This is a genomic window from Hydrogenophaga sp. NH-16 (assembly GCF_004006415.1).
GTDB classification, from domain to species: domain Bacteria; phylum Pseudomonadota; class Gammaproteobacteria; order Burkholderiales; family Burkholderiaceae_C; genus Hydrogenophaga; species Hydrogenophaga pseudoflava.
In genome coordinates this window covers 1317951-1335648 of the sequence record NZ_CP029344.1, presented here as the reverse complement: position 1 = coordinate 1335648, position 17698 = coordinate 1317951, and the positions used below count along the sequence as shown (strand labels likewise).

Below are 17698 nucleotides of genomic sequence, written 5' to 3'. Positions count from 1 at the left end.
TCGAAGTGTCGGCATGAAATGCAAAGGACTCATGCGCGCGATGAATGCTTTGTGTTGCGGTGTCGCATCGAAAAAGCACACGGTGCGACACCTTCATCACGCGCATGAGCGCAGGCATCACTGGCAGGCTTCGCAGCCCGGGTCGTCGATCGCGCAGAACTTGATGTCGGTCGCGGGCTCGGAGGCCATTGCTGCAGCAGGTGCCGCGCTCATCGCAGGCTCGCCACCATGGGCCGACACCGCGTTGAGCTGGCCGGTGCGACCGGTGGATTTTTCAGCGTGCGTGGCCGAGGTGGTGCGCAGGTAGTAGGTGGTCTTGAGACCGCGCAGCCAGGCGAGCTTGTAGGTCTCGTCGAGCTTCTTGCCCGAGGCGCCGGCCATGTAGATGTTCAGGCTCTGCGCCTGGTCGATCCACTTCTGGCGGCGTGCGGCGGCTTCCACCAGCCACGTCGGCTCCACCTCGAACGCGGTGGCGTAGAGCGCCTTCACGTCCTGCGGCACACGGTCGATGGGGCGCAGCGAACCGTCGAAGTGCTTGAGGTCCATGACCATCACGTCGTCCCACAGGCCCAGGCGCTTGAGGTCCTTGACCAGGTAGCCGTTGATGACGGTGAACTCGCCCGACAGGTTGGACTTGACCGACAAGTTGCCGAAGCAGGGCTCGATGGACGCGTCCACGCCGATGATGTTGGAGATGGTGGCGGTCGGCGCGATGGCCACGCAGTTGGAGTTGCGCATGCCGTCCTGCGCGATCTTCTTGCGCAGCGCGTCCCAGTCCAGGCTGGCCGAGCGGTCCACGTCCACATAGCCGCCGCGCTCGCGCGCCAGCAGGTCCAGCGTGTCGGGCGGCAGGATGCCCTGGTCCCACAGCGAGCCGCGGTAGCTGCTGTAGCGGCCGCGCTCGCGTGCCAGCTCGGTCGAGGCCCAGTAGGCGTAGTAGCAGATCGCTTCCATCGAACGGTCGGCGAAGTCGACCGCCTCGTTGGAGGCGTAGGGAATGCGCAGTTCGTACAGTGCGTCCTGGAAGCCCATCAGGCCCAGGCCGACCGGGCGGTGGCGCAGGTTGGAGTCGCGCGCCTTCTTGACCGCGTAGTAGTTGATGTCGATCACGTTGTCGAGCATGCGCATCGCCGTGTTGATCGTCTTCTGCAGCTTGGCGTGGTCGAGCTGGCCGTTGCTGAGGTGGCGGTGCAGGTTGACCGAGCCGAGGTTGCAGACGGCGGTCTCGGTGTCGCTGGTGTTGAGCGTGATCTCGGTGCAGAGGTTGGAGCTGTGCACCACGCCGGCGTGCTGCTGCGGGCTGCGCACGTTGCAGGCGTCCTTGTAGGTGATCCAGGGATGGCCGGTCTCGAACAGCATCGAGAGCATCTTGCGCCACAGGTCGGTGGCCGAGACCTTCTTGTAGGGCTTGATCTCGCCGCGGGCAGCCTTCTCCTCGTAGGCCAGGTAGGCCTTCTCGAAGTCGGCGCCGAACAGGTCGTGCAGGTCGGGCACGTTGTTGGGCGAGAACAGGCTCCACTCGCCCTTTTCCATCACGCGCTTCATGAACAGGTCGGGAATCCAGTTCGCCGTGTTCATGTCGTGGGTGCGGCGGCGGTCGTCGCCGGTGTTCTTGCGCAGCTCCAGGAATTCTTCGATGTCCAGGTGCCAGGTTTCCAGGTAGGTGCAGACCGCGCCCTTGCGCTTGCCGCCCTGGTTCACCGCGACGGCGGTGTCGTTGACCACCTTCAGGAAGGGCACCACGCCCTGCGATTCACCGTTCGTGCCCTTGATGTGGGCACCCAGGGCGCGCACACGGGTCCAGTCGTTGCCCAGGCCGCCGGCGAATTTGGACAGGAGGGCGTTCTCCTTGATCGATTCGTAGATGCCGTCGAGATCGTCGGGCACGGTCGTCAGGTAGCAGCTGGAGAGCTGCGAGCGCAGCGTGCCGGCATTGAACAGCGTGGGTGTGGACGACATGAAGTCGAACGAGGACAGCACCTCGTAGAACTCGATGGCGCGGGCTTCGCGGTCGATCTCGTTGAGCGCCAGGCCCATGGCCACGCGCATGAAGAAGGTCTGCGGCAGCTCGATGCGGCTCTTGCGCACGTGCAGGAAGTAGCGGTCGTACAGGGTCTGCAGGCCGAGGTAGTCGAACTGCAGGTCGCGCTCGGGCTTGAGCGCGGCGCCCAGGCGTGCCAGGTCGAACTGCAGCAGCTTCTCGTCCAGCAGCTCGTTCTGCACGCCCTTCTTGATCGCCTGCGGGAAGTAGTCGGCGTAGCGCTCACCCATCTGTGCGGCGGGCACCTCTTCGCCCAGCACTTCCTTGACCACGGTGTGCAGCAGCAGGCGCGCGGTGGCGTAGGTGTAGTCCGGGTCCTTTTCGATCAGGGTGCGCGCGGCCAGGATGGCGGCCTTGTAGACCTCCTCGATCGGCACGCCGTCGTACAGGTTGCGTTTGGTCTCCGCGACGATGGGATCGGCCTTGACGTCCTGGCCCAGGTTGGCGCAGGCGGCCTCAATCAGGCCCTGCAGGCGCGCAATGTCCAGCGGCACACGCTGGCCGCCATCCATCACATGCAGCGTGGCTTCGGCGGGCTTGGCCGCTTCGGCCTGATGGGCGCGTTCCTGTGCCCGGCGCTCGCGGTACAGAACGTAGGCGCGGGCGACCTCGTGGTGGCCACCGCGCATCAGGCCTAGTTCGACATGGTCCTGCACGTCCTCGATGTGGAAGGTGCCGCCGCCGGGGCGCGAGCGCATCAGTGCGCGCACCACCGTCTGGGTCAGCGCGTCCACGGTCTCGCGCACGCTGGCCGACGCCGCGCCCTGGGTGCCGTGCACTGCCAGGAAGGCCTTCATCATGGCCACCGCGATCTTGCTCGGCTCGAACGGCACGACCGCGCCGTTGCGACGGATGATCTGGTACTGGGTCAGCACGGAGGCGCCAGCGGGCTCGGTGGTGGAGCCGGTGCTGCCGGTGGGCATGTGGGGGGTGTTCGGGGAGGCTGTGGGCGTGGCGGTCAGCATGGTTCCTCTTTCGTTTGTGTTGTGGCGCCGAAGGTTCGGCTGGTGCGGCGCACACTATATCTGGTGCCTGGTGGTGGTTCAAGCCACTACCGGTAGTGTTTTGATAAAAAGTGCATGCTGGTTTTCGTCTGGCAAAAAGCCATCGGAAAGGCGGTGCGTTCAGGCCTGGCGTGGTGCGGCGCCGGTGCGTGGCTTGGACTCAGGAACCGAGCGCCGACGCGCATTTCGTGCGGATTCCGCGCGGAAATCCGCGTCTTTGCTGGCAATGTGCGGAGCGACGTTGGCGCCGGTCAGGCGGTGGAGGCGTCCGGATCGAATGTGGCGATCACACACTCGGGAAAGCACCGATGGTCCCAGGCCAGGCAGCGCTGCAACCGTGCCCAGTCGAAACCGGGGCCGGGGTCGAGCTTGCGACCGGGGGCGATGTGCTCGTGGCCGGCGATGTGGGTGATCGGGTAGCGGTCGGCCAGTTGCCGGCACAGGTCGGCCAGCGCACGGTACTGCGCATCCTCGAAGGTCTGGCCTTCGAGGCCCTCCAGCTCGATGCCGATCGAGTCGTCGTTGCAGCGCTCGCGGCCGCGCCAGCACGACACCCCCGCGTGCCAGGCGCGCCGGTCCGCGTCCACGAACTGCACGACCTGCCCGTCGCGGCGCACGAAAAAGTGGGCCGAGACCTCCAGCCCCCGGATCTGCTCGAAGTAGGGGTGGGTCGACCAGTCGAGCCGGTTGGTGAACAGCCATTCGACTTCCGGCCCGCCGTACTGCCCGGGTGGCAGGCTGATCGAATGCAGGACGATGAGGTCGACGACGGCGCCCGCGGGGCGGTCGTTGGCGTTGGGCGAGAGCACCTGCCGCGCGGTGCGCAGCCAGCCCCCCGACCAGTCGCCTGTTTCAGGTGGTGCTGTCGTCATCGTCGGACGGCATGGTGATGCCCAGGCGCTGGATGCGGTAGCGGATCTGCCGCAGGTTGAGCCCCAGGCGGTTGGCCGCGGCCGTGCGGTTGTAGTCACATTCCTTGAGCGCCTTGAGCAAGACCTGCCGCTCCTGCTCGTCCAGGTAGCCCTGCAGATCGTCGGGAATGGTGTCGGGCTGGGGGGTGGGCACCTCGGCGGCCTCCACCGGTTCGCTGGGCGGCCGGGTGGCCGTGAAGCCGGCGTCCACATCGCCCGGGTCCGCGAAGTCCTGCGCCTGCAGCTGGCTGCCGGAGCTCAGCGCCAGCGCCCGCTGCAGCAGGTTCTCCAGCTCGCGGACGTTGCCCGGCAGTTCGCGGGCCTGCAGCCAGGCGAGGGCATCGGCAGTGAGGGTGGGGATCGGCTGGCCGGATTCGCTGCAGATGCGCTGCAGCAGGGCATCGACCAGCCCGGGCAGGTCTTCCCGCCGTTCCCGCAGCGGTGGTGTGCGCAGGCCGATCACGTTGAGCCGGTAGAACAGGTCCTGCCGGAACTCGCCGTCCCGGACCAGGGCCGCGAGGTCCTTGTGGGTGGCGCTGACCAGCCGCACGTCGACCGCTTCCTCCTGCACACCGCCCAGCGGACGCACGCGCCGCTCCTGGATCACACGCAGCAGCTTTGCCTGCATGCCCAGCGGCAGGTCGCCGATCTCGTCGAGGAACAGGGTGCCGCCGCGGGCCGCCTGGAAGTAGCCTTCCCGGTCGTGGCTGGCACCGGTGTAGGCGCCTTTGCGCGCGCCGAAGAACTCGGCCTCGATGAGGTTGTCCGGGATCGCCCCGCAGTTGACGGCCACGAACGGTCCGTCGGAGCGGTGGCTGCACTCGTGCACGGCCCGCGCCACCAGTTCCTTGCCGGTGCCCGATTCGCCGAGGATCAGCACCGGGGCCATGCTGGTCGCCACTTTTTCGATGCGCTGACGGATCTGCTGCATGCTCGCCGAGGCGCCGACGATGCGCCGCAGCGCCTGCACGCCGGCCGGCGGCGGGGGGGCGGTGCGCGGGGGGTCGTTCACCGTGCCGCGGCGCGGCGCGCCGGCCGCCGGATGGCGCTGGCTGTGCAGGGCGGCCTGCACTGCGGCGCGCAGCTGCTTGAGGTCCACCGGCTTGGTCAGGTAGTCGAAAGCCCCGCTCTTGAGCGCCTCGACCGCGTTTTCGGCCGACCCGTAGGCCGTGATCACGATGGTCTTTTCGGTGCGCTGCTGCTCGCCCAGTTCGCGCAGCAGCTCCAGGCCCAGGCCGTCGGGCAGGCGCATGTCGGAGATCAGCACATCGAAGCGCCGCTGGCCCAGCCACTCCCGGGCCTGGGCGAGGTCGGGCGCCGACACGACCTCATGGCCTTCGCGCAACAGGGTGAGTTCGTACAGGGTGCGCAGGTCCGGTTCGTCGTCGACGACCAGCACACAGGCGGTGGAGGAGGCGGACATGGGCACTCAGAGCGTGGACAGGGACGGTGGTCCGTTGGTGGACGGGCGCGAGGGTGGGGGCACCGAGTCCCCCGGAGGATAGGTCAGGCTCTGCTGGACCGGGGCCCGCACGCCGCCCTGCAGGGTGGGGACCAGGATGTAGAACTCGTTGCCCTCCTTCTGGTCGAGCCGGCTGCGCTGGTAGGCGATCTGCGCGCCGTAGCGCTCGCACAGCTCCCGGCAGATGTACAGGCCCAGTCCGCTGGACCGGCTCTCGGAAGAAAAGAAGGGTTCGAACAGGTGCTTGAGCACGCCAGGCTCCAGCGGCGCGCTGTCGCTCCACACCGAGATGCGCACCCGGTCCGACCCGCTGGGCTGCGTGATCACCCGCACCGATGAGGGGCGCCGGCTGGCGTGGCGCAGGGCGTTGTCCAGCAGGTTGATCAGCAGGCGCCTCAGGTGTTCGGGGTCGAACGCGATGTGCGCGCCTGGCGCGTGCGGGTGCACACCCAGAACGCCCTGCGCCTGCGCCCCGCGGTTCCATTCATGGGTGATGTAGCGCACCGTCTGGTCCAGGGGCAGGGCCGGCGCCGTCTCGCCCTGGCTGGGCTGCGCACGGGCCACATTGAGGATGTCGTCCACGATCTTGGCCAGGCGCTGCGCGTTCTGGTCGATCATGCGCGTCAGCCGCTTCTGCCCGGCCTCGGTGACTTCTTCGTCCAGCAGCGCATTGGCCTGCGTGATCGCCGACAGCGGGTTGCGGATCTCGTGCGCCACCGCGGCCGACATGCGGCCCATGGAGGCGAGTTTTTCTGTTCGCACGCGCGCCTCGACCTCGCGCAGGTCTTCCAGGAACAGCACGCAGAGCTCGATGGGGCGGGCGCTCTGGGCGCTGGTCAGCCGCGTGCGCGCGAACAGGCGGTGGGTGGTGAGTTCGTCCAGGTCCACCCGGACCTCGGATTCGAGCTCCTGGCCCCGCAGGAAGGTCTGGTCCACCAGCCGCGCCAGCTCTTCCCAGCCGGAGCGCGCCGACAGCAGCAGCTTGGCGGCATGGGGGTAGGCCTCGCCCATGAGCATGCCCTGCGCCGCGGGATTGGCATTGCGCACCACACCATGGCGGTCGACCACCAGCACCCCTTCGCTCAGGCTCTCGATGATCAGTTCGTTGACCTGGGCCTGTGCGCGGGCCGCGGCTTGGCTGCTGCGGGCGCGGGCCTCCTCGCGTGCCAGCCGCTGCGCCAGCTGGCTGGCCAGGATGGCGACCAGGAAAAAGCCGGTGCCCGTCAATCCAGACTGCAGGAAGCGCGAAGTCGACACCTCGCTGAGCAGCGGGGCGCTGATCGCCGCTTCGCCCAGCAGGTACAGCGTCACCACGGCGGCGGTGGCCAGTGCCAGGGTCATGGAGCCCAGGATGGCCGCCATCAGCACGGGCAAGGCGAACAGCGGCGTGTAGTTGATGCCGGCCTGCTCGAAGTACTGCAGCACGCCGAAGGCGGCCAGGTCGACCCCGATGGTCAGCAGCCATTGAACACCCAAGGCCTGTCCCGGGGCCGGGGGGCGGGTCGAAAACAGCACGGCCAGCGCCGCACTCAGGTGCAGCGCGCACACCGCCACCAGCCACGATGGCCCGGCGCCCGGGCTGCTCAGCAGAAACACCTGCAGCGCCAGCAGCACGAAGGCGATGAGCACCCGGGCCCGCATGAAAGCGCGCCACAGGCGCACATAGGCCCGCACCTGGTGGTGGCGGTCCTGCGCGCTGTTGCCGGCTTCCAGCGTGGAAAACCAGGAAGGGGCGAACTGGGAGGACGGTTCCTTGGGCATGTCAGGGCGGTGGCCGCGTGTCGCGCATTACCGCACCGAGGCCTCGTGCTGGCGGCGGTGTTCTGCGCAGCAGTACCGGCCCCGGGTGCCCTGCACGACCTCTGCTTCGGGCACATGGGTGCCGCACTGGGCGCAGGCGATCATGGCCACCGGGCCGCGTGGCGCCCTGGGCTTGGGCGTGTCGTCGCGTTCTGCGGTCTGGCGGTTGTTGCGCCAGATCCAGAAGGCGAACAGCAGCACCAGCAGGACAAGCAGGTATTTCATCGGGTCACCCGGCGCGCTGCAGCACCACTTCGAGCACGAAACGCGAGCCGGCATAACCCAGCAGCAGGAATCCGGCCCCCAGGTAGAGCATGCGGATGGCCACCCGGCCGCGCCAGCCCAGCCGCCAGCGCCCGAGCAGCAGCACGCCCATGGTCAGCCAGGCCAGCGCCGAGAAGGCTGTTTTGTGGTTCCACACCCAGCGCTGGTTGAGCAGCTCGGAGAACCAGGCACCCACCAGCAGGGTCGCGGTGAGCAGCACGAAGCCCGCGGCCACGAAACGGAAGGTCAGCCGTTCCAGCGTCAGCAGCGGCATGGCGGTGTCGCCGGTGTCGCCCATGCGCATCGCCTTGTCGGCCCGCTGCATCAGCCAGGCGTGCACCACCGCGGCGGCGATGAGGCCATAGGACGCGATGCCCAGCGCCCAGTGCAGCGGCATCCAGCTCGACGGCAGGGCGTGGTATTGCGAGCCCGGGAAAAACAGTGCCAGCAGCACGGCCAGGGTGCCCAGCACGGCCAGCGTCCAGCGGGCCTTGAGCTGGGGGTACATGCGGCTCTCGATCAGATAGACCGTGAGCACCAGCCAGGCCGTCACCGACAGCGCCGGGGCAAACCCGAACCGGGCCGGCGTCTCCATCAGCGCCGTGCCGAGCACGAACAGGTGCAGCACCCACGCGGTGGCGAGCACGTTGCGGGTCTGCCGCTCGCTCAGCCGGGGATGCGCCCAGGCCAGAAAGGCATACGCCAGTGCCGCCACCGCCGACAGCAGCGCCGCAGGCGGGTTCGAGGTGAGGGCTGGCAGGAGGGTCATGTCGGGGAATGGAGGCCGGTGGCCAGTGGGCGGGCGGCTAAAATCGCCACTGGAGTTTAAAGCGTCTTGGCCGTGCGAACCGCCGGTTCCGCCACGCGACCGGGCCCTGGCGTCCCGCCGCCACCACCCCCACTTTCTCACCGCACCATGGCCTCAGCCCTTTCCGACCGCCTGTCACGCATCGTCAAGGAAATGCGGGGCCAGGCCCGCATCACCGAGAGCAACGTCACCGACATGCTGCGCGAGGTGCGCATGGCCCTGCTGGAGGCCGACGTGGCGCTGCCGGTGGTGCGCGATTTCATCGCCCGCGTGAAGGAAAAGGCCCTGGGCCAGGACGTGGTGGGTTCGCTCACTCCCGGGCAGGTGCTGGTCAGCGTGGTCAACCGCGAACTGGCGGCCACCATGGGCGATGGTGTGTCGGACATCAACCTGGCGGCCCAGCCGCCCGCGGTGATCCTCATGGCGGGCCTGCAGGGCGCTGGCAAGACCACGACCACCGCCAAGCTGGCCAAGCACCTGATCGAGAAGCGCAAGAAAAAAGTGCTGACCGTCTCGGGCGACGTCTACCGACCGGCCGCCATCGAACAGCTCAAGACGGTGACGGCGCAGGCCGGGGCCGAGTGGTTCCCGAGTTCACCCGACCAGAAGCCGCTGGACATCGCCCGGGCCGCGCTGGACTACGCGAAAAAGCACTATGTCGACGTGCTGCTGGTCGACACCGCCGGCCGTCTGGCGATTGACGAAGCGCTGATGCGCGAGATCCAGGAATTGCATGGCGCGCTGAACCCCGTCGAAACCCTGTTCGTGGTCGACGCCATGCAGGGCCAGGACGCGGTCAACACCGCCAAGGCCTTCAAGGACGCGCTGCCGCTGACCGGCATCATCCTGACCAAGATGGACGGCGACTCGCGCGGCGGCGCGGCGCTGTCGGTGCGTCAGGTCACGGGTGCGCCGATCAAGTTCGCCGGTGTGAGCGAGAAGATCGACGGCCTGGAGGTGTTCGACGCCGAGCGCCACGCCGGCCGCATCCTGGGCATGGGCGACATCGTGGCCCTGGTCGAGCAGGTCACCGCCGGCGTGGACATGGCGGCAGCGCAGAAGCTGGCAGCCAAGGTCAAGAGCGGTGGCGACTTCGACCTCAACGACTTTCTCGACCAGTTGCGGCAGATGAAGCAGATGGGTGGCCTGTCCAGCCTGATGGACAAGCTGCCCGGCAACCTGGCCGCCAAGGCCAGCGAGGCCGACCTCAGCCGCGCCGAGAAGGACATCAAACGCAAGGAGGGCATCATCTGCAGCATGACGCCCAAGGAGCGCAGCAAGCCCGATCTCATCAAGGCCACGCGCAAGCGCCGCATCGCCGCCGGTGCCGGTGTGCATGTGCAGGAAGTCAACCGCCTGCTCAAGGAATTCGAGCAGATGCAGGGCATGATGAAAAAGATGAAGGGCGGCGGTCTGATGAAGATGATGAAGCGCATGGGCGGCATGAAGGGCATGCCCAAGCTGCCCGGCATGGGTTGACCGAAGTCAAGCGGGTCACGCCCTCCCACGCCCATACTCGCGTCCCATGTGGACGGCTCTGAACCTGTTGATGGCGGTGCTTTGTGTGGCGGTGGCCCTGTGGCTGCGGCCCTGGCGCATGCTGCGCGGCCCGCTGTTCACGCCCGCGCTGGCGTCCCTGGTGCTGCTGCCCTGGTTGTGGCTGTTGCCGCAGAAGATGCCGCAGGGCCTGCAGGTGCAGCTCTCGGGTGCCTGCCTGCTGGTGCTGATGCTCGGCTGGCCGCTGGCGGTGCTGGTGCTGGCGGGCGTCGCGGCGGTGGTCTGGGTTGTGGGCCAGGCTGAACCGGTGGTGGTGCTGCAGCAGTGGGTGTGGACCGGACTGGTGCCGGCCACGCTGGCGCTGGGCATCGGCGCAGTGATGCGGCGCTGGCTACCGCCCAACCTGTTTGTGTACACCCTGGGCCGTGCGTTTCTGGGCACAGCCGCCGCGGTGTTTCTCTCCGGCCTGCTGTTGGAGGGCCTCCAGTGGCTGGCCGGCGAGCCCGCCCGTGACCTGTCCCTGGTCGCGCGCTGGCTGATGGCCTGGGGCGACGCCTTCCTGACCGGCATGTTCGGCGCCATCTTCGTGGCCTTCGTGCCGCAGTGGCTGGCGACCTGGTCGGACCAGCGCTACCTCCAGCCGCCCAAGCCATGAAAAAAGCCGCCCGGGTGGGGCGGCTTCGCGGTACTCGCAGGCGTGTGATTTACGCGGCCTTCAGCGCCAGGCGGCTGGCGTGGCGCCAGGCGCGGCGCAGCACGGCGGGTGACCACGACTCTTCGGGAATCAGCAGCGCGCCGCGGTTGCGCACCCAGGTGCCCAGTCCCACGTGGCCGGTCAGCACCGTGACGGGCACCGACAGCAGCAGCGGCAGGGCCACCGGCAGCAGCCAGGGCAGGGCGTCGGGGTTGATCAGGCTGGCCAGCGCCAGCAGGGAGGCCACGACCAGCGACACCGGTGCCAGACGCGCCAGCGCATCGCCCCAGGCCACGCCCACGGCTTCCCGCGGCGGCGATTTCCACTCCAGCTTGATGCCGGTGATGGCGACCACGACAAAGATGGAGTGCCCCACCATGCGGATGGGGGCCAGCAGCACCGCCATCACGCTTTCCAGCACGGCGCTGCCGAGCAGCAGGCCGGTGCCGCCATAGCTGCGCTGCTCGCCCTTGAGCAGCACCGCCAGCACGCCCAGCACCCGGGGCAGGAACAGCAGGCACAGGGTCCAGGCCCAGAGGCCGCCGGCCTTGCCGGGCATCGCCTGCCAGGCGTCGGGCAGGCTGGGGCCGGAGACCAGCATGGCCATGCCCAGCAGCAGGAAGGCCAGCCACATCGGGGCCGAGAGGTAGGACATGGTGCCGATGGCGAACATGGCGCGGTGCACGCGGTGCAGGCCGGGTTCGGCGATCAGGCGCGCGTTCTGCAGGTTGCCCTGGCACCAGCGGCGGTCGCGCTGCAGCTCGGACAGCAGATCCGGCGGCTGCTGCTCGTAGCTGCCGGTGAGGTCGGAGACCAGCCAGACGTGGTAGCCGGCGCGGCGCATCAGGGCGGCCTCGACGAAGTCGTGGCTCATGATGCCGCCGGACATGCCACCCGTGCCCTTGATCGGCGCCAGCGCGCAGTGCTGCATGAAGGGCTCGATGCGGATGATGGCGTTGTGGCCCCAGTAGTGCGACTCGCCGAGCTGCCAGAACTGCATGCCCAGGGTGAACAGGCGGCCGGTCACGCGGCTGGCGAACTGCTGGGCGCGGGCGTGCAGGGTCTGGTGGCCGATGGCCTGGGTGGCGGTCTGGATGATGCCGGCGTCGGGGTGGGCTTCCATCAGCTTGACCAGCGAGGTCAGGCAGTTGCCGCTCATCACGCTGTCGGCGTCCAGCACCACCATGTAGCGGTAGTCCTTGCCCCAGCGGCGGCAGAAATCGGCCACGTTGCCCGCCTTGCGGTGGGTGCGGCGCTTGCGCAGGCGGTAGTAGACCTCCACGGCCGGCTGGCCGGGCTGCGACACCAGGGCGGCGCGCAGCTGTTCCCAGGCTTCGCGTTCGGCGGCGATGGTCGAGGCGTCGTTGCTGTCGGACAGCACGAAGACGTCGAACTGGCGCGCGTGGCCGGTGGACGCCAGCGACTCGCAGGTGGCGCGCAAGCCGGCGAACACGGTGGCCACGTCCTCGTTGCAGATCGGCATGATGATGGCGGTGCGCGCCTCGGGGTTCATGGCGTGGTCGCGCACCGAGGCCGCCGAGATCGAGTGCCGGTCGCCGAACAGCATCACCCAGGCGCCCATCAGCGCGGTGACGAAACCGGTCACCACCCAGACGGAGAGCACGACGAACAGCACGGTGTACAGGCTCTGCAGCCAGGGCGAGCTGCCGGAGGGGTGTGCGGCGCTGAACAGCACCGCGGCCAGCACCGTGCTCACCACGGTGAGCAGCAGGAAGGCCAGGCGGCGGCGCTCGGCCGCGCGTTGCCATGCGGCCATGGGCACGACGCTGCGGGGCTCGCGGGGCGGCAGCAGGCGGCTGGCCGTGGCCAGCACGCCGGAACCCAGGCCGTTCCAGAAACCGCGCCAGGGGCGCGGCGCCATGGAGCCGCGGTTGAGCGGTGGCGCGGTCACCGCGTTGGGGTGGCGCTCTTCGCGCAACAGGCTGCGGGCGTGCAGGGGCGCGCTCACTCGGGCAAGACGGCGTGTGTCCATGTTTCGCTCAGGGTGTTGTTCTGGTGTTGGAGGAAGACGCGCAGCTCGACCGGACGGGCCGGGTCGAGCCGCTCGACGCGCAGGGTGACGCGCCAGCCGCGCTGGGTCGGGTTGGGGTAGGCCAGGGCTTCGACGATGCGGCCGTTGGCGTCGGCGCTGGCGACGGCGCGCACGGCGGCATCGGCCGGCAGGGCTTCCAGCGCCGGGCCGGCGAAGTCGAGCACGAACTGCGGCTGGCGCTGCTGCTCGCTGGCGCTCAGCTTGGTGTAGCCGTAGCCGCGGCGCGACTGCACCACCCATGCACCGGGCGGCGTCTGCTGGGCCTCGCCCTGCCAGGACAGCTCGTAGGCGAAATCCAGCGGCTGGCCGGGCGCCGGCAGCGTGGCCGGCACCCAGTAGGCGACGATGTTGTCGTGGGTCTCGTCGGGTGTGCGCAGCTGCACCAGCTCGACCCGGCCGGCGCCCCAGTCGCCCAGCGGGCGCACCCAGGCGCTGGGCCGGCGCTCATAGCGGGCCTCGATGTCCTCGTAGCTGGCGAAGCGCCGGTCGCGCTGCATCAGGCCGAAGCCGCGCGGCTGGCGCATGGTGAAGCTGCTGACCGAGATCTGGGCGGGGTTCTGCAGCGGGCGCCACAGCCACTCGCCATCGCCGGTGTGCATCATCAGGCCGTCGGAGTCGTGCACCTCGGGGCGGAAATCGTTGTCGTTGGGCTGGTTCTCGCCGTGCAAAAACATGCTGGTCAGCGGCGCCAGGCCCAGGGTGTTCACCGGGCCGGCGCCGGCGCGCAGGAACAGCCGGGACGTGACGGTCATGGTGGTGCTGGCGCCGGGGCGGATCACGAAGCGGTAGGCACCGCTGGCGCGCGGCGAGTCGAGCAGGGCCAGCACGGTGACCTCGGTGGCGCCGGGCGCCGGGCGCTGCAGCCAGAAGTCGGTGAAGCGCGGGAATTCCTCGCCCTGGCCGCCCACGGTGTCGATGGCCAGGCCGCGCGCCGACAGGCCGTACTGCTGGCCGGCGCCGAGCGCGCGGAAGTAGCTGGCGCCCAGGAACACCACCAGTTCGTCCTTGTAGGCCGGGTTGTTCAGTGGGTAGTGCAGGCGGAAGCCCGCGTGCCCGAGGTCGCCCCAGGCCGTCGGGTCGACGGTGTTGCGGCCCATGTTGTAGTCCGCGCTGCGGTAGGGCAGGTCGGTCACGCCCTCGGGCGCGAGCTCGTGCAGGCGCACCGCCCGCTTCTGGTAGAGGCCGAGGTGGAAGAACTGGGCCTCGAACGGCAGCGACTGGTCGCGCCAGAGCGAGCGCTCGGTGCGGAAGCGGATGTCCCGCATCTGGTCGTAGTCGAGCGCGGCCAGGTCCTCGGGCAGCTTGTCGCCAACCGGTTGAAACGGCGTCTGGGCGCGCTGGCGGGCGAGTTCGCCCAGGGCGTTCCAGTCCATCGCCTGAACCGCGCTCCAGCCCGCGGCCAGGCATGCAAACAGCAGCGCGCCCAGGCCTCGCTGGAGCGCGCGCGAAGAAGAATGACGGGAAGTGGTGGACCAAGGCATGCCCTTTAAGGGCAAACCCTATGCCAGGTCGAAAATTTCCAATCGAATCAACGGCTTGTGATGAAGGGCAGGAAAAACCACCGGTTTTGGCCGGGAAAAGGGGCGCGCACAGGCCCTTTTTGTCGCTGTTCGGCGACAGTGCCAGCCAGGGGAGAAAAAAAACCGTTGTGAATCAACGGTTTTGGCTTGTCACAAAGTAGCGACAGGGTCTGTGCCGTCGCCGCCGTCCGCGTCGCTCTTGAACAGCCCGGGGGTCAGGGCGTGCTTCTGCAGCAGGCGGTAGAACTCGGTGCGGTTGCGCTGCGCCAGCCGGGCCGCGTCGGCCACGTTGCCGTCGGTCATCTTCAGCAGGCCCACCAGGTACTCGCGCTCGAAGCGCTGGCGCGCCTCGGCGAAGCTCAGCACCTCCACCGAGGGCGTGCGCAGCGCGCGCTGCACCAGGGCCAGCGAGACCAGGGGCGTGGTGGAGAGCGCGCAGACCTGTTCGACCACGTTGTAGAGCTGGCGCACATTGCCCGGCCAGCTGGCCATGGTCAGCGCCTTCAGGGCCTCGGGCGCAAACCCGGAACTGCGCTTGCCGTACTTGGCGGCCAGCTGCGCCAGAAAGTGGTTGGCCAGCAGGGGAATGTCCTCGCGCCGCTCGGCCAGGGTCGGCAGGTGCAGCGTCACCACGTTGAGGCGGTAGTACAGGTCTTCGCGGAACTGGCCCTGGGCCATCGCCGTTTCGAGGTCGCGGTGCGTGGCCGAGATGATGCGCACGTCGACCGGGATCGACTGGCTCGACCCCAGCGGGCGCACCGCCTTCTCCTGCAGCACACGCAGCAGCTTGACCTGCAGCGCTGGGGGCATGTCGCCGATCTCGTCGAGCAGCAGGGTGCCGCCGTCGGCCGCCTGGAACAGGCCCTTGTGGTTGGCGTGGGCGTCGGTGAAGGCGCCCTTCATGTGGCCGAACAGCTCGGATTCGAGCAGGGCCTCGGGAATCGCGCCGCAGTTCACCGCCACGAAGGGCTTGCGCGCGCGCCGGCTGGCGCGGTGGATGGCACGCGCCATCAGCTCCTTGCCGGTGCCGCTGTCGCCGCGCAGCAGCACGCTGGCATCGCCCTGCGCCACCAGGCGCGCTTCGGCCAGCAGGTCGGCCATGCGGCTGGAGCGGCTGACGATCTCGGCGCGCCAGGTCTCGTCGGCCGGGCTGGCGGGCAGCGTGGGCGCGCTCAGGGCCAGGGCCTGGGCGATGCGCTCCAGCAGCTCCTTGGCTTCGTAGGGCTTGGTGAGGTAGGTGAACACGCCGCGCCGCGTGGCCTCGACCGCGTCGGGGATGGTGCCGTGGGCGGTCAGCAGGATCACCGGCAGCGAGGGGTGGCGGTTGCGGATCTCGTCGAACAGCGCCAGGCCGTCCTTGCCGGGCAGGCGCACGTCGGAGAGCACCAGCTGGGGACGGTCGATGTCGAGCTGGCTGAGCGCCGCTTCGGCCGAACCGACGGCGGTGACCTGGTAGCCCGCCGCGCCCAGACGCATGGACAGCAGCCGCAGCATGTCGGCGTCGTCGTCGACGACCAGCAGGCGGGCGCGGGCTGGGCTGGTGGTCATGGCGAAGGGCGTGTGCCGGGCGCGGGCGCGCGCGGGGTCAGGCTGCGCTCAATGGCGCGCATGGCTTCGAGCCGGTCGTTGAGCACGTCGATGCGGCGCTGCGATTCGCGCAGCTGCTGCGCCAGCCGGTCGGCCTGGTCTTCCAGCCGCCGGGCTTCGTGCAGCCGGCCGGCCAGCAGCCGCGCCAGCGGGCGCAGCTCGATGGCTTCGGGCGCGTTGCTGGCGGCCACACGCTGCAGCAGGCCGAGCGCGCGTGCGGTGTCGACGGGCACGTGGGTCTGCGACAGCACCAGGGCCAGCTGCATCTGCCGTTCGGCCGAGGCGCCGGGCTCCCCGATCAGGGCCTGTTCGGCCGCCAGTTCGCCGGGGCCCATGGTGCGCAGGCGGTCGGCGTAGAGCAGGGCCGCCGCGAGCGGCGAGGTGGCGACCGGCGGTGTGGCGGGCGTGGCAGGCGCGGTGCCGCGGGCGGTGGCCGGCGGCTCGGGCGGCGGCGGTGGCGGGATGAGCACTTGCGGACTCTGGTCGGGCCCCGGGGTGCCGGCCAACGGCGGTGGCGGGAGCAGGTCGACCGGTGCCCCGGGCGGGGTGGCGCAGGCGGCGAGCACCAGCGCCAGGCAGAGCACCGGCAAGGTCCGGAGGGATGTGGCGGTGCGGCGCAGGCGCTGGGGCCGGAGGTCAGGATGCATGGGGCAGTTCGATGCGGAAGTGGGCGCCGGGGCCGTCGGGCAGGAGCTCGATGCGACCCCCGTGGGCCAGAATGTACTCGTGCACGATGGACAGCCCGATGCCCGTGCCCTTGACCGCGTCGGCGGGCTGGCGCTCGCCTCGGTAGAAGGGCTCGAAGATGCGGCCCCGGTCGTCGGGCGCCACCCCCGGCCCCTGGTCCTGCACGTCGATCTGCACCCGGCCGGCCGCCGTGGCCAGCGCCACGCGGATCTGGCCGCCGAAGGGCGAGAAGCGGATGGCGTTGGACAGCAGGTTGCCGATGGCCGAGGCCATCTTGTCGCGGTCGACCGGCAGCACCACGGCGGGTCCTTCGACCTGCACATCAAGCTGGTGCGACTGCCAGCGCAGGCGCTGCGCCTCGACCTGGCTTTCCACCAGCGCGCGCATGTCGGTGGACTCGCGGCGAAGCTGGCGCGCCTCGAAGGCGGCGGCGTTGAAGCGCAACAGCGCCTCGATCTGCTGCTGCAGCGCCTGGGTGTTGCCCTGCAGGATGCGCACCACCTCGGCCTGGTCGGGGTTGAGCGAGCCGGCCACGCCGTCGCCGAGCACGGCCACACCTTCGTGCAGCGAGGCCAGCGGCGTCTTGAGTTCGTGCGAGATGTGGCGCAGGAAGCGCGCCTTGTCGGCGTCCAGCTCGGTCAGGCGCAGTCGCAGCCACTCCAGCTGCTGGCCCACGCTGCGGATGTCGGGCGGGCCCGGCACCTCGATCGGCACGTCCAGCCGGTTCTCGCCCAGGCCGACGATGGCCTTTTCCAGCCGGCGCAGCGGGCGCGCCAGCCAGATGCCGAAGCCGAAGGCCATCGCCACCGCGAGCGCGATCGAGCCGCCCACCTGCACCGCCAGCTGCTGGCGGTTGCGCTCGAAGCGCGTCTGCAGCGCGGCGTTGCGGCCGCCGATGATGGCCTGCACCTGCTGAGCGATGGCGGCGCTGTGGCCGTCCAGTTCGCGGAAGGCGCGGGCCACCTCGCGCTCGCGGTCCAGCGCGGTTTCGGGCTCGCCGTCCAGCAGGGTGGTGACGTCAGCGAGCTGCTGGCGCCAGCTGCGCACCAGGTCGGGCGAGACCTCGTTGTCCTGCAGCCGCACCAGGATGTCGCGCGCCTGGCCGGCGGCCTCCTCGAAGCGCTGGCGCAGCTGCGCGTCGCGCAGCACCAGCGACTGGCGCGCCGAACGCTCCATGGCCACGCTGCGTTCGGACAGCGACTGCGCCGCGGTGCTCAGTTCGATGGCCTGCGTCGCACCGTCGCGGCTCTGCGCCATCAGGCTCTCCAGCGTGAACAGCGCACGCAGGGCGCTGGTCCCCAGCAGGGCGCCGATGAGCAGGAACGCCAGCAGCAGCAGCTGCGGGAACGAGAAGCGCAGCCACTTCATGA

General features: G+C 69.5%; 13 protein-coding genes. 2 read left to right on the top strand and 11 right to left on the bottom strand.

From position 1 onward, the window contains the following. Positions 1–117: 117 nt before the first annotated feature. The 6 genes from DD542_RS06530 to ccsA all read right to left on the bottom strand — a co-directional run bounded on the left by DD542_RS06530 (position 118) and on the right by ccsA (position 8251). Positions 118–2964 (bottom strand): ribonucleoside-diphosphate reductase subunit alpha, encoded by a 2847-nt coding sequence (locus tag DD542_RS06530; RefSeq protein WP_241559695.1) that lies wholly within the window; start codon positions 2962–2964, stop codon positions 118–120. A 332-nt stretch (positions 2965–3296) separates the two neighbouring features. Then, positions 3297–3917, bottom strand: coding sequence for a 1,6-anhydro-N-acetylmuramyl-L-alanine amidase AmpD (gene ampD / locus DD542_RS06525; protein ID WP_127804559.1), 621 nt, complete (start codon positions 3915–3917; stop codon positions 3297–3299). After that, entirely contained in the window at positions 3898–5379 is a 1482-nt protein-coding gene (locus tag DD542_RS06520; protein ID WP_127804557.1) for a sigma-54 dependent transcriptional regulator, read from the bottom strand. The genes ampD and DD542_RS06520 overlap by 20 nt, the downstream gene beginning before the upstream one ends. Before the next feature lie 6 nt (positions 5380–5385). Then, the gene (locus DD542_RS06515) at positions 5386–7179 is read right to left on the bottom strand and encodes an ATP-binding protein (protein ID WP_084397475.1); all 1794 of its coding nucleotides are present in this window, start codon (positions 7177–7179) and stop codon (positions 5386–5388) included. A 27-nt stretch (positions 7180–7206) separates the two neighbouring features. Beyond that, entirely contained in the window at positions 7207–7443 is a 237-nt protein-coding gene (locus tag DD542_RS06510; RefSeq protein WP_127804555.1) for a PP0621 family protein, read from the bottom strand. A gap of 4 nt (positions 7444–7447) precedes the next feature. Next, on the bottom strand, positions 7448–8251 hold the full coding sequence (gene ccsA / locus DD542_RS06505) for a cytochrome c biogenesis protein CcsA (RefSeq protein ID WP_127804553.1): 804 nt from the start codon (positions 8249–8251) through the stop codon (positions 7448–7450). A 147-nt stretch (positions 8252–8398) separates the two neighbouring features. Here ccsA and ffh point away from each other — a divergent pair, with 147 nt between their 5' ends. Beyond that, on the top strand, positions 8399–9769 hold the full coding sequence (gene ffh, locus DD542_RS06500; protein WP_066158836.1) for a signal recognition particle protein: 1371 nt from the start codon (positions 8399–8401) through the stop codon (positions 9767–9769). A gap of 46 nt (positions 9770–9815) precedes the next feature. Then, a complete protein-coding gene (locus DD542_RS06495) occupies positions 9816–10442 on the top strand; it encodes a hypothetical protein (RefSeq protein WP_127804551.1) in 627 nt (208 codons plus the stop codon). A gap of 49 nt (positions 10443–10491) precedes the next feature. On the opposite strand, the gene mdoH is transcribed toward DD542_RS06495, so the two are convergent. The 5 genes from mdoH to DD542_RS06470 form a co-directional block, all read right to left on the bottom strand. Further along, complete coding sequence (gene mdoH / locus DD542_RS06490; RefSeq protein ID WP_127804549.1) at positions 10492–12474, bottom strand: glucans biosynthesis glucosyltransferase MdoH; 1983 nt, start codon at positions 12472–12474, stop codon at positions 10492–10494. Further along, positions 12447–13907 (bottom strand): glucan biosynthesis protein G, encoded by a 1461-nt coding sequence (locus DD542_RS06485; protein ID WP_241559774.1) that lies wholly within the window; start codon positions 13905–13907, stop codon positions 12447–12449. Before DD542_RS06485 ends, mdoH begins: the two co-directional genes overlap by 28 nt. Positions 13908–14204: 297 nt before the next feature. Next, positions 14205–15602 carry a sigma 54-interacting transcriptional regulator gene (locus DD542_RS06480; protein ID WP_127804546.1) on the bottom strand — a complete coding sequence of 466 codons (1398 nt, stop codon included), beginning with the start codon at positions 15600–15602 and terminating at the stop codon, positions 14205–14207. Continuing rightward, positions 15599–16288: a hypothetical protein gene (locus DD542_RS06475; protein WP_164868358.1), complete on the bottom strand. Its 690-nt coding sequence runs from the start codon at positions 16286–16288 to the stop codon at positions 15599–15601. Before DD542_RS06475 ends, DD542_RS06480 begins: the two co-directional genes overlap by 4 nt. Continuing rightward, positions 16278–17696, bottom strand: a complete 1419-nt coding sequence (locus DD542_RS06470; RefSeq protein ID WP_127804544.1) for an ATP-binding protein — start codon at positions 17694–17696, stop codon at positions 16278–16280. Before DD542_RS06470 ends, DD542_RS06475 begins: the two co-directional genes overlap by 11 nt. Between the last annotated feature and the right edge of the window lie 2 nt (positions 17697–17698).